This window comes from Thermostichus sp. OS-CIW-32, from assembly GCF_054060415.1.
This window is the reverse complement of sequence record NZ_JBSSDD010000022.1, coordinates 1-13,133: the sequence shown is the minus strand read 5'-3', so window position 1 is coordinate 13,133 and position 13,133 is coordinate 1. Positions and strand designations below refer to the sequence as shown.

Annotated in this window: 16 protein-coding genes and 1 pseudogene; 11 read left to right on the top strand and 6 right to left on the bottom strand. The window is 58.1% G+C overall.

Translation table 11 applies throughout. The features are described from left to right. The 3 genes and pseudogenes from ACVWY8_RS13585 to ACVWY8_RS13575 all read left to right on the top strand — a co-directional run. Positions 1–234, top strand: a pseudogene (locus tag ACVWY8_RS13585) (hypothetical protein); the annotation flags it as partial. Between the two features lie 168 nt (positions 235–402). Beyond that, the gene (locus ACVWY8_RS13580) at positions 403–609 is read left to right on the top strand and encodes a hypothetical protein (protein WP_457395610.1); all 207 of its coding nucleotides are present in this window, start codon (positions 403–405) and stop codon (positions 607–609) included. A 41-nt stretch (positions 610–650) separates the two neighbouring features. Continuing rightward, positions 651–884, top strand: coding sequence for a hypothetical protein (locus ACVWY8_RS13575; RefSeq protein ID WP_457395613.1), 234 nt, complete (start codon positions 651–653; stop codon positions 882–884). A gap of 153 nt (positions 885–1,037) precedes the next feature. Here ACVWY8_RS13575 and fba read toward each other — a convergent pair whose 3' ends face one another. Beyond that, positions 1,038–2,117, bottom strand: a complete 1,080-nt coding sequence (gene fba, locus ACVWY8_RS13570; protein WP_011432022.1) for a class II fructose-bisphosphate aldolase — start codon at positions 2,115–2,117, stop codon at positions 1,038–1,040. A gap of 371 nt (positions 2,118–2,488) precedes the next feature. On the opposite strand from fba, the gene ACVWY8_RS13565 reads away from it, so the two are divergent. After that, positions 2,489–3,082, top strand: a complete 594-nt coding sequence (locus ACVWY8_RS13565; RefSeq protein ID WP_457395616.1) for a hypothetical protein — start codon at positions 2,489–2,491, stop codon at positions 3,080–3,082. A 36-nt stretch (positions 3,083–3,118) separates the two neighbouring features. On the opposite strand, the gene murI is transcribed toward ACVWY8_RS13565, so the two are convergent. Both murI and ACVWY8_RS13555 read right to left on the bottom strand, forming a co-directional pair. Then, positions 3,119–3,997 carry a glutamate racemase gene (murI, locus tag ACVWY8_RS13560; protein ID WP_457395618.1) on the bottom strand — a complete coding sequence of 293 codons (879 nt, stop codon included), beginning with the start codon at positions 3,995–3,997 and terminating at the stop codon, positions 3,119–3,121. A 176-nt stretch (positions 3,998–4,173) separates the two neighbouring features. Next, positions 4,174–6,030 (bottom strand): N-acetylmuramoyl-L-alanine amidase, encoded by a 1,857-nt coding sequence (locus ACVWY8_RS13555; protein ID WP_457395620.1) that lies wholly within the window; start codon positions 6,028–6,030, stop codon positions 4,174–4,176. A gap of 153 nt (positions 6,031–6,183) precedes the next feature. On the opposite strand from ACVWY8_RS13555, the gene ACVWY8_RS13550 reads away from it, so the two are divergent. The 4 genes from ACVWY8_RS13550 (at position 6,184) to ACVWY8_RS13535 (ending at position 8,687) form a co-directional block, all read left to right on the top strand. Further along, the gene (locus ACVWY8_RS13550) at positions 6,184–6,690 is read left to right on the top strand and encodes a hypothetical protein (protein ID WP_457395622.1); all 507 of its coding nucleotides are present in this window, start codon (positions 6,184–6,186) and stop codon (positions 6,688–6,690) included. A 30-nt stretch (positions 6,691–6,720) separates the two neighbouring features. Next, positions 6,721–7,311 (top strand): hypothetical protein, encoded by a 591-nt coding sequence (locus ACVWY8_RS13545; protein WP_457395624.1) that lies wholly within the window; start codon positions 6,721–6,723, stop codon positions 7,309–7,311. 353 nt (positions 7,312–7,664) lie between these two features. Further along, complete coding sequence (gene cbiT / locus ACVWY8_RS13540; RefSeq protein WP_414332185.1) at positions 7,665–8,270, top strand: precorrin-6Y C5,15-methyltransferase subunit CbiT; 606 nt, start codon at positions 7,665–7,667, stop codon at positions 8,268–8,270. 198 nt (positions 8,271–8,468) lie between these two features. Further along, positions 8,469–8,687, top strand: a complete 219-nt coding sequence (locus ACVWY8_RS13535; RefSeq protein ID WP_414332184.1) for a hypothetical protein — start codon at positions 8,469–8,471, stop codon at positions 8,685–8,687. A gap of 554 nt (positions 8,688–9,241) precedes the next feature. On the opposite strand, the gene ubiE is transcribed toward ACVWY8_RS13535, so the two are convergent. From ubiE to ACVWY8_RS13520, 3 genes are all read right to left on the bottom strand, one after another. Further along, a complete protein-coding gene (gene ubiE / locus ACVWY8_RS13530; protein WP_414522813.1) occupies positions 9,242–10,018 on the bottom strand; it encodes a bifunctional demethylmenaquinone methyltransferase/2-methoxy-6-polyprenyl-1,4-benzoquinol methylase UbiE in 777 nt (258 codons plus the stop codon). Positions 10,019–10,124: 106 nt separating this feature from the next. Beyond that, a complete protein-coding gene (locus ACVWY8_RS13525) occupies positions 10,125–10,928 on the bottom strand; it encodes a hypothetical protein (RefSeq protein WP_457395627.1) in 804 nt (267 codons plus the stop codon). Between the two features lie 57 nt (positions 10,929–10,985). Next, complete coding sequence (locus ACVWY8_RS13520) at positions 10,986–11,264, bottom strand: hypothetical protein (protein WP_414407421.1); 279 nt, start codon at positions 11,262–11,264, stop codon at positions 10,986–10,988. A gap of 75 nt (positions 11,265–11,339) precedes the next feature. Here ACVWY8_RS13520 and cobU point away from each other — a divergent pair, with 75 nt between their 5' ends. The 3 genes from cobU to ACVWY8_RS13505 are packed head-to-tail and all read left to right on the top strand — an operon-like array spanning position 11,340 to position 12,953. Further along, the gene (gene cobU, locus ACVWY8_RS13515) at positions 11,340–11,897 is read left to right on the top strand and encodes a bifunctional adenosylcobinamide kinase/adenosylcobinamide-phosphate guanylyltransferase (protein WP_457395628.1); all 558 of its coding nucleotides are present in this window, start codon (positions 11,340–11,342) and stop codon (positions 11,895–11,897) included. Between the two features lie 37 nt (positions 11,898–11,934). Beyond that, the gene (locus tag ACVWY8_RS13510) at positions 11,935–12,414 is read left to right on the top strand and encodes a CRR6 family NdhI maturation factor (RefSeq protein ID WP_011432033.1); all 480 of its coding nucleotides are present in this window, start codon (positions 11,935–11,937) and stop codon (positions 12,412–12,414) included. Continuing rightward, positions 12,396–12,953 (top strand): hypothetical protein, encoded by a 558-nt coding sequence (locus ACVWY8_RS13505; RefSeq protein WP_457395631.1) that lies wholly within the window; start codon positions 12,396–12,398, stop codon positions 12,951–12,953. The genes ACVWY8_RS13510 and ACVWY8_RS13505 overlap by 19 nt, the downstream gene beginning before the upstream one ends. Positions 12,954–13,133: the final 180 nt, after the last annotated feature.

Below are 13,133 nucleotides of genomic sequence, written 5' to 3'. Positions count from 1 at the left end.
GTGGATCGAACTGCACGGGCGGTCGGAAGCAGGAACCCGCCGAGACGACTGCGCAAGGAGCCATCCATGCGCAGCGTGGTAGGAATCTCCGGCCTTCAGGTCGGGGAGGATGTCAATTTCCCAGTTTCACCCTCCTCTCTGGCTCAGCTTGGAGCCAATGGCCTCATCGGCAAACCCTTCAACGCCGCCACCCTGGCTGCGGACATCTGTGCTCTGCTGGGCTGGGATCCCTGACTCAACCCTGAACCCGCCCCAAAGACCCCTGGGATCCCGCCGATATCCGCCAAATCGCGTAGAAGAAACGTACAAATTGCCTAGGTAAGTCTTCGGTGTTTCTCTGTATTTTCCCTGATCTCCAAGCTATGATGGGCGCGTGAGCGTTAGAAATACGGAGGAACACAGATGCAAGCCGGTGTGGATCCAACGCTGGACTACCGTACTTACCGCATAGCGGCCCTATTGAGCGAGAGCTTCTCTTTGGGAGCGCTGCTGGGAGTTTCCCTCAAGTGGCAGAAGGATGTCTCTTCTGAGAACGAGCCTCAGGCCGGAGTTCCTCCCTTCTTCCTACAGCGCATCGAGCAGTGCTACCTCATCCTTCGGCAAAAGTAATCTCTCCTCTGTCAAAAACCATCTCTCAAACAGAACCAGCCATGAATACAGATCTTGACTCTCTCCTTGTTGCTCCGCCCTCCAGCATCCAAGAAATCGTGGAACAGGTGTTCCGCAGCAGTTTTCTCAGCCTAAGTCAAGAGAACCTCATCAACGAGCTGCTCTTTCAGCGGCGCTACTCTGAGGCTGACCTGGAACTGTTGGACTGCCTAAGCTTGGCGTTGCTGAACCATCAAATTGAGACGGAAAAACGTTCTGCGGCAAAAGCTGCCTGACCCCCAAAACGCATCAAGTTCCTCCAAAGCAAAAGGGGATCCCAGCTGGATCCCCTTATTTGTCCAATCTGAGTCCAGTGACCTAGCTGATCTCCAAGGAAAACCCTGGAAGCGCCCCGGCAAGCATTCCAGAGTTCTTGCAGGATGTGGGGACTAGACCGCAACGGTCTTCTTCACCTGAGCCGCCAAAGCTCCAGAAGCATACTTGGCTGCCATCTCATCCAAGGTAACCACCGGAACTTTGGTGCCATGGCCAGCACAGCCGAAGGCAATGTAGCGCTCAGCACAGACTTTTTGCATTTCCTTGATGGAAGGCTTGAGGAAGTGGCGGGGGTCAAACTCTTTCGGATTCTCGGCCAGAGCGCGGCGCACGGCAGCTGTGATGGCCAGGCGGTTGTCGGTGTCGATGTTTACTTTGCGCACTCCATTTTGGATGCCCCGCTGAATTTCTTCCAGCGGCACACCGTAGGTCTCGGGAATGGAGCCGCCGTATTCGTTGATGATGTCGATCAGCTCCTTGGGCACCGAGGAGGAACCGTGCATCACCAGGTGCGTGTTGGGCAGGCGGCGGTGGATCTCGGCGATGCGCTCCATGTCGAGGATGTCACCAGTGGGCTTCCGGGAGAACTTGTAGGCGCCATGGCTGGTACCAATGGCTACGGCCAGCGCATCCACCTGAGTTCGCTCCACAAAGTCTACCGCTTGGTCGGGGTCGGTGAGGAGTTGGTCATGGCTGAGCGCCTCTTCCGCGCCGTGGCCATCTTCCGCTTCCCCACGGCCCGTTTCCAGGGATCCCAGGCAGCCCAGTTCTCCTTCCACGCTTACCCCAATTGCATGAGCCACTTTCACCACCTCGGAGGTAACGGCCACGTTGTACTCGTAGCTGGCCGGGGTCTTGGCATCTTCCTTGAGGGATCCATCCATCATGACGCTGGTGAAGCCGTTGCGGATGGCGGAATAGCAGGTAGCCGGGCTATTGCCGTGGTCTTGGTGCATGGCGACGGGGATGTGGGGGTAGGTCTCCACTGCCGCCAGGATCAGGTGCCGCAGAAAGTTCTCGCCCGCATACTTGCGTGCCCCTCGAGAGGCTTGCAGGATAACGGGGCTGTTGGTTTCATGGGCTGCCTGCATGATTGCTTGGATCTGCTCCATGTTGTTGACGTTGAAGGCAGGAATGCCGTAGCCATGTTCGGCGGCATGATCCAGCAGCGTCCGCATTGCAACGAGAGCCATCGGTTACCTCCTGAGGTGCTGACCTAGTGCGTATGAGATTTGCTTACCGTTGATCTTAAGATACTTTTTACGTTTTGGCGGATAAGCCGCCGGGGATCTGCGTATCTTGCCGAGGGATCCTTGCAGCTATTGGCCGTGATGCTCGCGCTCAGGCGCAACAGGCGCACCGACATCTTCAGGTACAGTGGGGAGGGGCAAGACTGTTGGGCGCTTGCATCGAGGATGGATCTGCCCATGCCCGCCTAATTGATCTCTTACCTCAATTGATCTCTTTCAGTTTTGTGTTGTTCGCCCGGAGGAATGGGAACGTGCGTTGCAATCGCTGGCCGGTCTTGGGTGTAAAGCAAACAAGGGCTCTCTGGGGTAGTTGGGTGCAAGGAACCGGTTTGGCAATGGCCTGTTGGGCGACGGGCCTTCAGTTGGCAGCTTGGGGGATCCCCGGGCAATCTCCGGATCAGGTGGCGGCCTGGGTGAGGGACAATCCTGTGCTGCGGCCCCGTCCGGGCGAAACCCTGAACATCAACCGAGTGGAGCCGGATGGATCCCGCTTTACGTTCTTGGCCTCGGTGGCTCCGCCAGGACGGATCATCAACCCGCTGGATCGGGAGACGATTCGCTCGGAGCGGATGACGTTCTTTCGCCCCCAAGGACTGACGGCAGAAGACCTCTTTCAAGCCATTCGCGATGTCTATGGGCCGGAGATCGCCGCCGATCTGGATCAGGCAGTGGAGGTGATTCGCTACCCATCCCCAGAAGCTCTGGCAGGCAGTCCGGGCTATACCTTGGCCCTTGCCATCCAAGGGGTGGTGCTGCGGGGAAACCAATTTGTGTACTGGCTGGAGCTGACGCAAAACCCCGATGGCCGTGTACAGCAGGGGCAGGTGTGGGTGTTCCAAGAGGAATGGCTACCCAAGGTGGAAGGGGAGTTGGCGGAACGTTTCCCCTTGCAGGTGATGACCCGTTGAGGGGCCCCCAATCTTTATCCCCGAGGAGAAGGGCGCTCAGGGGCGGAGGGAGTTGCTGACATCCAAAGCCGGCAATTCCACCCGTTCTACCTGGGGCCGAAAGCCCAACCAAGGAGTGGCCAACTGGGCAAATCGCTCTGGGTCCCCGCTCACGTAGAAACGGTGGGGTTCTCCCCAAGCAGCGGTCAAGGGGCGACGCAAGTCCCACAAACTCAATTCGCGGGCCAGGAATCCCACCAGCGCCATCCCCGGATCCACTCGTTTGACCGAGGGGGGCAGCAAAGGCTTCAGGATCGGATCCAGCAAGGGGTAGTGGGTACAGCCATAGACAAGGGTATCGATCCCTTTTTGCAACAGGGGCTGCAAGTAGTGTTCAGCCGCCTGTCGCAGAGCAGGGCTATCCAGCCATCCGGCTTCAATGAGAGGGACGAACTCAGGGCAGGCTTGCTCCCAACAATGAACAGGGTGCGGAAAGCGTTTGGGATCCAGAGCGCTGTACTCCTGAATGGCTTTTGAGTAAGCGCGACTCTTGACCGTGGCCACCGTGGCGAGCACCCCAATGCGGGATCCTTGGGCCAGTGCTGCCTGGGCGCCGGGTAGGATCAACCCCAGAACGGGCAGGGCAAACTCCTGCCGCACGTGGTCCAGAGCCAAGGCCGAGCTGGTATTGCAGGCCATCACCACCAGCTTCACCGGCTGCGCCTGCATCCACGTCAGAATTTGCCGCACAAAGGCCAGGATCTCCTCTGGCGAGCGTTCCCCATAGGGCAACCGCGCTGTGTCGCCGAAGTAGATGAGCCGTTCCTGGGGGAGCCGGCGGCGTAAGGCTCGCCAAACCGTCAGCCCGCCCAAGCCGCTGTCAAACACCCCAATTGGCCAACTGGGATCTGGCTCTGATTTCCACTCCCACTGCATGCTCCGTTCTCCTCAACACCTTGGCCTAAGCTGCTGTATCCTACCCTGCTTTCGAGAATCTCGGCGACAGATTCCCTGCCTTCCCTCTGAGATCAACTGGGCCAACTGGATCGTCAATTCGATCAATTAAGGATCAATTGAGAGATCCGATAGACATGAACAAGCTCAGCCAACGGCTAGCGACTGCGCAAGAAAGTCTCAATGCCATCGGCAATGGCCCGCGCCAAAATAGCCTGATATTCGGCAGTGGCCAATTTTCGCCCTTCGGTTGGGTTGGTTACGTATCCCAACTCCAGCAGCACGGAGGGCATACCCACAGGTGTTTCCCGCACCACAAAAAAGCGGGCTCGTCTCACCCCCCGGTCAGCAGCACCGGTGGCCCTGACCAAGCTGCGGTGCAAGATGGCGGCCAGCTCGGCGCTATCGGGTCGCAGGTAATAGGTCTCGATGCCGTGAATGCCGGAGCGATCCAGGGCGTTGGCATGAATGCTCACCAGCAGGGCAGCATTGGCCTGAACGGCCATATCCACCCGCGGTTGCAGCAGCACTTCCCGGTCATCGGTGCGGGTCATCACCACCCCGTACCCCCGCTCCTGCAGCAGTCGTTGCACCTGGTGGGCAACGGAGAGCACGATGTCCTTCTCCTGGATCCCATCTACCCCAATAGCACCGGGATCCCGTCCCCCGTGGCCGGGGTCGATGGCAATGACCGTCCGGTTCAGAGATTGGGGGGTGGAAGGGGAGGCAGGGCCGGGCGTCTGCGGCTGAGGTATTGGTGGAGGAGCATTCAGAGGTCGCAGCTCCAAGGTAATGCGGCGGGATCCCTGGCCGGGGTTGGGCTCGAAGACATTGAACTCCTCGGCGGGCTGCACCAGAATGCTGACCGTGCGGGCATCTTCCTGGACAAAGCGGATCCGCTCCACCGGCCCTCCAACCGGCAAGCCGGGATCCGGCATAGACTGGGGCAGGCGAGCGGGCGCCACGTTGATGCGGTAGCCACCACTCTCGGGATCCCAGCCGGCCCGGTAGAACATGAATCCATCGGCGCTGATGATCAACTGGTTGCCCTGGAGCTGAACCGATTGCAACGTGGCCAGCGGCCCACTGCTGTTGACAGAGCTGACCTCGGGCAAAAGGCTGGCCTGGGCAGCACCCCCGGCAGGCTGGATCCAGATCCCACCCCGCTGTGGGTCGTAGCGGGCTTCCCAGTCGCCACCGGAGGAATCCACATCCAGCACTACCCGAGCAACGGTGGGCTCAAACTGCCCGATACGCAGCCGCGAAACCCCCAGACGGTTGATGACATAAGCTCGCTGGGTGAGGGCAGGGCTGAGGGTGGTGTTGAGAAAATCCACCACTACCCGATCCGGATCGAGGATGCGCCGCACCGTAGTGGAGGGGCTGCCTTGGGTACGGATGAAAAAGCCTTCTGCTTGCGGGGATACCTCTAAAATTTGATGGCCGGAGCGAGGAGATGGGGTGGGTGCCGGGCGTCGGGGAGGCAGTGTCGGCAAAGGCGGGGACGGCGGGAAGGGATCCCTGGAACCTCCCAATAAGCCGGCAGATGAAGGGGGAGAAGAAGAGAGAGATCCGGCCTGGGTGAATTGAACGGCCCAGCGGGAGGGGCCGGCGGTGAGCAGTTGCAGGTGGTTAAGGCTGAGGGGCTGATCCGGCTGCAGATAGAGCACAAAACGGGTGATGGTATCCGTAAGCTGGCTAATCTGCACAGAGGCGACACGGCCTGCAAAGGTCTGGGTCTGGGGCTCCCGTCCGAAGCGGGTGTTGGGAAAATCCAGCACCACTCTGGGGGGGTTTTGCAGAACAAACAGGAAAGGCCGCACCTCTCCCTGTGTATTGACTTCCAGCCGCCCCTGCTGGGGGTCGTAGTACCAACGCTCAATGCGCGATAAACCTGGGGCTGTAATCGCCTGAGCCTGGACAGATTCCGGGGGAAACAGCCCTGCCCCCGCCAAGCTCAACAGCAGCATCGCCCCCCATATCTGCCTTGACCCCGGCTTGCCAAATTCGGGCATGACCTTCCATCCACTCCCCACACCTGCAACTATACCAACCTGCTTTCGGAGCAGCCTGAGAAGGAGCGCAATTCCGCTCTTGCTTGCGGGGCCAGAGGATAATGGGCGTATCTTCTCCATCCCACTGCTTGTTCTCCGACGAGGTATCTTGGGATGCCCAGGCCACCGGATCCCCTAGCCCTGGCCCGAGCTGGACACGCCCAGTCGATTGTGCAGGTTGTGCGGATGGAGCTGCTGCGGCGTCGCTGGTGTGCCCGAGTAGACTTTGCCGACGAGACCCTGCACATTCACCTCATCGGATCCCCTTATCGGCCTCAGCTCTCCCCCCAAGTTGCCGCCGCCCAACTGTTTCTGATCCTGAAGCAACTGCGGATTCCACGGCTGGAGCAAGTGGAAATTTGCGCTTTCCGCGGCTCACGTTTGCTCTGGCGGCAGAGCCTAAAGCTGGGATCCCGGCAGCGTTGGGATCGGTTTTCCTTCGATAACTGGGCAGTCAACGCTTGGGCTTACCCGGCTGCGTTTGCGGTGGCCCTGATGGTGAACAACATAGGCTTGTTGCAGTTGTTGCATTTGCCTCTTCACATTTGGATCCACGAATTTGGCCATGCCACCGTCGCCTGGTGGAGCGGGTATCGGGCTTTGCCTCTGCCCATCGGCTAGACAAGCGTTAGCTCGCAGAGGGATCCCTTTGTGTATTTTGGAATCCTCTTTTTACTGATTCTACTCTTCTGGTCAGCCCGCAAGGAGCGGATTGGGTGGCTGCAGGTGCTGGCCATCTTTCTTGCTCTATTGCAGTTTTACATGACCTGGCTGATGCCCAATCGCACCTGGGAGATGTTGTTTGTCTTTAGCGGCGTTGGAGGAGAATTTTATCTCAGCACCTTTTTGATGGCCAGCTTTTATTTTCCCCTGCCAGATCGTTGGCGATGGGACTCTTTGCGATTTGTCGTGCTGGGGATCGCGAGCAGCAGCCTGTGGAGAAGCTTTTGGGAATGGCACAGCATCAGACTGGGATTGGCCGAGGTTCCCTGGGGAACTTTGTTGGGCGGCCAAGGAGATGCCAGGGGGGATATGAACCGCCTAAACTACGACTTTGGCTGGAGCACCGATCAAATTATCCAAACCTACACTTTTTTAGGGAACCTGTGTGTTTTCGTCGTATTGAGCCTATATGTTCTATTCCTGTTGCGGGCAAATGATGAGATTTGGCTGTATCTGCGAGCAAAGCTTATTCTTTGGATGGATGGTTTGATAGGCTCCAGTTCAAGGAAACGTTCTTAAGATCCTCTTGTACTGAACATTGCCCCAACTACAACTTTTTCCGGCAGCACCAGCTACATCCGGCGCAAAATGAGCTCTTGGGTAAAAGGGATCCCGCTTGTCTCCAGAACTTCCCTAGTGTCCAACTCGATTCCTCAAGGGGGCAGGATCATTTTGGTTTTGGACTGCAGCTTTGCCGGTTGGGAATTGCTCCAACCACTCCGTTGAGCTCAGAGGGCGTTTGTGGTGCCCATCTGGGCAATGATTGGGCGGGAGAAGCGGCACCCCTATCAGGTTGGAGATGGCCTGTTGAGCATTCGCTCTATGCTGAGGGATATGTATAGACAAACTTCCTCTGCAACGGTACTTTACCCATGTCAGCCGCCTTCTCTTGGCCCTACCGCACCCCAGGGATCCCAGACTCTGCCTTTGAACGCATCCCAGGGATCCCGATGAGCCCTCGTGAGGTGCGCGTGTTGGTGCTAAGCCAGTTGCGCCTGGGAGAGAACCACTGCCTGTGGGATATCGGCGCCGGAACCGGCACAATTGCCATTGAAGCGGCTGTTCTATGCCCCAAAGCTCGCGTGATTGCCATCGAGCGAGATGCCGAGGTAGTCAGCCTAATCGAGAGCAATTGCGAGAAATTTGGCCTCACCAACGTGCAGGTGATTCAAGGTACTGCCCCCGATTGTCTGCAACACCTTTCTCCGGCACCGGATCGCATCTGCATTGAGGGAGGCCACCCCCTACGCGAGATCTTGGAAGCCTGCTGGAGCCATCTCAGCCCCAACGGGCGGGTCGTGGCGACGACCAACTCTTTGGATGGGCTCTACGGCCTTTCTGCCGGCCTGGCCGCTGTGCGGGCTCATCATGTGGAGGTGATTCAATCGGCGGTGAACCGCCTGGAACACCGCGGTCGGACTCAAATGCTGCTGGCATTGGATCCCACCTTTGTTTTAAGCGGAGAAAAAATGAGTTAAGTTTTATATGACCTGTTTACATTTTTTGGTAGATCTTTTCCCAAGGTGATGAATAAAAGCAGATTGGTCTGTCTCGAATGTCTTAAACTGGCAAAAAAGATTGGGCCACCACAAACCTTAAGCTATACTGATGTTTCTCGATCCCAAACTCAAATCTGCTTTTATACCAGATTAAGAGAGCTGGGAAACCCAAAAGCTATGGTTCAATTCCAAAACCCCTTTCAGGAATCACGGGAAGTCAGGCTGCGGCAACTGTTGATTCGAGAGCGCTGGCCAGAAATGCTGAAAGGCTGCCGGGCTTGCATCCATTGGGACGACTTCAAGCGACCGGAATGCTGCGGTGACTGCGGCATTGGCGATCGCCGTAGGCAAGCGGTAACCGAAGAAAGCCCACCCAGCAAGTCCCCAGGAATTTAGGGTTTCCCAAGCTTTCCAGAGGGGGATCCCAGCTCTTGTGGTGGTTTGTAGTAATTTTTACCTAGGGAGTTTTACCCAAAAATTGGGTCCCAAGCCCAGTCTTCACATCTGTCTGCAGCCAGAGCAAACCAGCAAGGTGGGGAGGCAACGAGCGCCTCTCGCAGGATCGTTATGTCGTTGCTCCCTAGCCTCTCATCGCGCCAGCGGGCCGGAGGCCTTTCGCGCCAGCGGGACGGAGTCCTTTTTTCGCCCCATTGGCCCTCTGCTTCAGCGTCTCAGGAGCAGCTCCCCAGCAACCTCCACGCAGGGATCCATGTTAATTTCTACACCAACATGGTTAGCGACAGGGTCGGCGACAAGCCTCAAACCCTGATTCTTCCGTTGACCCGGTCGATCCCGCTCTGGGCAAGGGTTTCAGGCCTCTCGGCAGAGAAAAATAAGGGGAAATTGCAGCCGTTCGCGCCAGCGGGACGGAGTCCTTTCGCGCCAGCGGGACGGAGTCCTTAAACGAGACCCTGTCGATCTAGGCCCCTGGATCCCGCTCTGGACAAGGGTTATAATCGGGGAGAGTCGCTTCCCTTCGGGGAAGTGGAATTAGTGGAATTAATGGAAACAATACGAAACTTCTCAATCACCAGTACCCCCATCATGCCCCACGCTAGGGGGTAGAACTTGGCGCTGGCAAACCCTGCCTGCAGGGCCATTTGTCGTTGCTCTTCTCCAGAGGGAAAGCGATCTAGGCTGGGATCAATGTAGGCATATTCGGATCCCAGTCCCAAAGTTTTGGCCTGGGCAACCACCTGAGTGTTCAAGTACCAGCGCTGAAATTGTTCGCAAAGAGGGATCCCTGTGGGGCGGTGAAAATCCAAAATGGCGGCACGACGTCCTGGCTTCAGTACTCGCCTAATCTCTCGCAAGGCTTGGGGAATATCGGTTACATTGCGCAAGCCGTAGCCCATGGTAATGGCATCGAAGCTACTGTCGGGAAAAGGTAAGGCCAAGGCATCTCCCAAAACCCACTCCAGGGAGTAGCCAGGGAAGAGCCGGGAGCGACGCCGGGCAATCGCCAGCATGGCGGGAGAGAAATCTAGGCCCACCACATGTCCCCTTCGTCCTACTCGGCGGGCCAACTGCAGAGCCAGATCACCGGTTCCACAGCACAGATCCAGCACATATCCTCCTGAGCTGGCGCCCGACCAACGCACGGCCATACGCTTCCAAACCTGATGGAGGCCCAGGCTCAAGGTTTGGTTGAGGGAGTCATAGTGGGGAGCAATGCGGTCAAAAAGCGCTCGGATTTCCTCAGGCTGTTCAAAGGTTGGGCTAGGCACCTCTTCTCAACTCCACCTCATGTTTCCCGTACAAACTTTGTTGCTCCTGTTGCTCCGCAACGCTACGTGACCGGATCTGTGGTCTGAAGCTAAAGGAAGAGGGGTGTTACGGCGGCACTGGGATCCCACTGGCTCCCACTCGGTGGCGGCGGCTGGGGTAATCAGCCAAACTCAGGGACAGGGATCGGGATCCGGCTAGGCTCGAGGCTGGGATGCGGATGGTTCCCTGGAAGACTTGGCTATTGGGGGGCAGCTCCCCCGGCAAACCCTGGGTGAGCGCGTTGATTGACCGTCCATTGTCGTCAGTAATGTTCAGGAAGCTATAGAGAAAGCGCACCGTCTCTACCGAGTTGTTTTGCATAGCTACATTCAGAACCACTTGGCTTCCCTCGCGACGAACCGAGAGCACCTGCATAGAGACCTGTCCACTGGCGGCAATTGGTAGGGGGGGCGGAGGTGGTGTGGGCGCTGGCGGGGCAGGAACTCCGTCCTGCTGACGGGAACGAGAAGGTGGAGGAGATGGGGTGGCGGGGCGAGTAGTTGGCGACGGGGCCGCCGCCAATTCAGGAGACAATCTGGGGGTGGGTGTTGGAGTGGGAGTTGCAACCGGCGTGGGTGCTGGGGTAAAGAGGGGGGTGGGAGTTGGGGACGGACGAAGGCTGGCTTCGGCTGCTGCAATTACCTCAGCCTCGTTCAGCAAAGGCACAGTACGGGGATCCCGAACTTCGCGGGAAGGAGAAGCCCGACCGGCGCCGGTGACGGGAGAAGAAACCCCCGATAGAGCTCGCTGACCAAATAGGTAGCCCAGACAAGCACTCAACACCGTTGTGAAGAGAAACGCGCTCAGCCAGAACAGCACCCCCGAGAATGTGGAGGCGAACTCCTGAAACGGTTTGGCCGGTCTACGCAAAGGCTGTTAACTCCTGCTGCTAGTTCGCTTTCCTATGATACGAAAGTGACAGAGAAGCTAGGGGTTCTCGACCGGGGCAGAGTTTTTGCGTTGTTGCTCATGGGCCTGTAGCGGGGCGCTGTCTAAGTTGGGCAGCCGCTCCCCCAGCCACCAACCCGGATCTTCCCAGCTCAGGGATCCCAGCCATTTCCCGGCCCGATCTGCCAAGACCAAGCCCAACAAAACGGGAGCAGTGGTGATCCCCAGCGCTAGGCTGAGCCAGAGCGGTTGAGGAGATCGAAAAGAGGCCGAAGCAGCCTTTTGTTCAGGCGGAGATATCGGCTTGGGATCTGTCATGGTCGGGCTTTTGAGCCTGAAGTTCAAGTGCGCTGTTGTTAGGTTAATCTCAAGCGTCAGTGGATTTCCAGCGTAATGTCGATTGTGCTGATCTGCGGCCCTGTGCGCTCCGGCAAAAGCCGGCTGGCAGAGGGTTTGGCTGCCGCTTCAGGCTTGCCGGTTGTCTACCTGGCTACCGGGCCAAAACCCGATCCTGAGACTGACCCAGAGTGGGCAGAGCGCGTTCAACAGCACCGGCAACGGCGGCCTTCCAGTTGGCAGACTTGGGAAACCGGGAGGGACTTGGGGGCAGAACTGCAAAAGTTGCCCCAGCCCTGTTGTGCGCTGGTGGATTCGCTGGGGGGATGGGTGGCGCAGGGCCTAGACTGTCCCTCTTCAGAATGGGATCCCTTGGTGCAATCCTTCTTGGCAACCTTGCAAAGCCATAGAGGGGAGATCCTCCTGGTGTCTGAAGAAGTGGGCTGGGGGGTGGTGCCCGCTTACCCACTGGGGCGGCGGTTTCGGGATCGGATGGGGGAACTGACCCAAAGGCTGGCTCCCCTGGCCGACCAAGTGTTTTTGGTAACGGCAGGTTTTGCCCTGGATCTCACCCGTCTAGGGATCCCAGTGGCGAGCAAGACAGAGCAGAGCTGAGATAAGCTGCATTTGCAAGCCAGATAGCTGTGTTGCCGTGCCGATTACCCTCTACCTTCCTGCCAAGGCCATTCAAACTCTGGATCTCACCCCCGGCCATGAGCTGGTGAAAACCTTGATGGCCGATCCCGTGCGTGCTGCCCAGCAGGTGCAATGCGCCATCGATTGGCCGCGCAGCCCTGAGGATCCACGGGAGCTGTCCGAGATCCCGGAGGTGCGCCTGTGGTTTATTCGTTGGGATACAGTCTACCCCTGGATGCCCTACTTTCTCAATTGGCGCCAAGGAGAACTGGCCCGTTACGCGGCTATGATGGTGCCCCACCAATTCAACCCTCGGGAGGGCATTGTTTACAACCCAGAAGCGTTGGAGATCTTTGTCTATCAGAAGATCTTTGTGTTGATGCGGTGGTTTAAGCAGCAGAACCTGGGATCCGTCTCCATGCTGCGGGATATGGCTTTGGTATTTGGCTTCGAGATCCAGCCGGAGTTTCTCGCCCTATGGGAGGCAGAGCCATGAAGGTGATGGTGGCCAACACCTGGCCGGGGATCCCAGGAGCTACGGCAGTGGCCGACGCTTGGCAGCAGGTGGTTCAACGCCCTTGGGGCCGGCTCAGAGTGGATCCCAACCCTTCGGAAGCTCAGCTAAAGGCCCTCTGGCAACAAATCTCCGAGTGGGCAGGAGAGAGAGATCCCCTACTGGTTTTGCCGGGCAGCGTTGCCGATCCCATAGGGCCAGGCCAAACCTGGGCCGATCTAGCCCATGCGTGGGGGTTGAGCTTGCTGTTGACGTTGCAACGGGAGGCCGCCCTGAGCCAAGGTGCTGCTTTTGCCGCCCTGTTACGCCAAGCCAGGGCCCGTGGTTTGGGATGGGTGCTGGTTGGATCCCTGCCCGAAACTGGGGATCCCCAAGCCTTGGAAAAGCTGGATGCAACTTTGATCCCGCGCCTGGAAGCCCAAGTAGGAATGCCGGTGTTGGGGAGAATGGCTCTTGATGGGCAGATCCTTTGGGATCCAGATGCCCTGCTGCTCTGCAATGCTGCCCAACCAAGGAACTGAGCGCCACCCACTGATCCCTGCGGCTCGAACCGTTCCTCTTCACTTGGAGGGTAGGCGAAACTTCATTCTTGTTGCTAGGGAAACCACAAAAAAATCCCCCAGACCAAGCTGGGGGATCCACCAATGCTGTTGAAGCGTCAGGTCAGGCCATCAGCCACGCACCGCAGGCGCTACCTCCAC

What these genes read in the sequence shown, in the direction of transcription:
- ACVWY8_RS13520 (WP_414407421.1), bottom strand. Translation starts at nt 11,264, where the DNA reads ATGACAGATCCCAAGCCGATATCTCCGCCTGAACAAAAGGCTGCTTCG.
- ACVWY8_RS13535 (WP_414332184.1), top strand. Translation starts at nt 8,469, where the DNA reads ATGGTTCAATTCCAAAACCCCTTTCAGGAATCACGGGAAGTCAGGCTG.
- cobU (WP_457395628.1), top strand. Translation starts at nt 11,340, where the DNA reads ATGTCGATTGTGCTGATCTGCGGCCCTGTGCGCTCCGGCAAAAGCCGG.
- murI (WP_457395618.1), bottom strand. Translation starts at nt 3,997, where the DNA reads ATGCAGTGGGAGTGGAAATCAGAGCCAGATCCCAGTTGGCCAATTGGG.
- ACVWY8_RS13580 (WP_457395610.1), top strand. Translation starts at nt 403, where the DNA reads ATGCAAGCCGGTGTGGATCCAACGCTGGACTACCGTACTTACCGCATA.
- fba (WP_011432022.1), bottom strand. Translation starts at nt 2,117, where the DNA reads ATGGCTCTCGTTGCAATGCGGACGCTGCTGGATCATGCCGCCGAACAT.
- ACVWY8_RS13505 (WP_457395631.1), top strand. Translation starts at nt 12,396, where the DNA reads ATGGGAGGCAGAGCCATGAAGGTGATGGTGGCCAACACCTGGCCGGGG.
- ACVWY8_RS13550 (WP_457395622.1), top strand. Translation starts at nt 6,184, where the DNA reads ATGCCCAGGCCACCGGATCCCCTAGCCCTGGCCCGAGCTGGACACGCC.
- ACVWY8_RS13575 (WP_457395613.1), top strand. Translation starts at nt 651, where the DNA reads ATGAATACAGATCTTGACTCTCTCCTTGTTGCTCCGCCCTCCAGCATC.
- cbiT (WP_414332185.1), top strand. Translation starts at nt 7,665, where the DNA reads ATGTCAGCCGCCTTCTCTTGGCCCTACCGCACCCCAGGGATCCCAGAC.
- ACVWY8_RS13555 (WP_457395620.1), bottom strand. Translation starts at nt 6,030, where the DNA reads ATGCCCGAATTTGGCAAGCCGGGGTCAAGGCAGATATGGGGGGCGATG.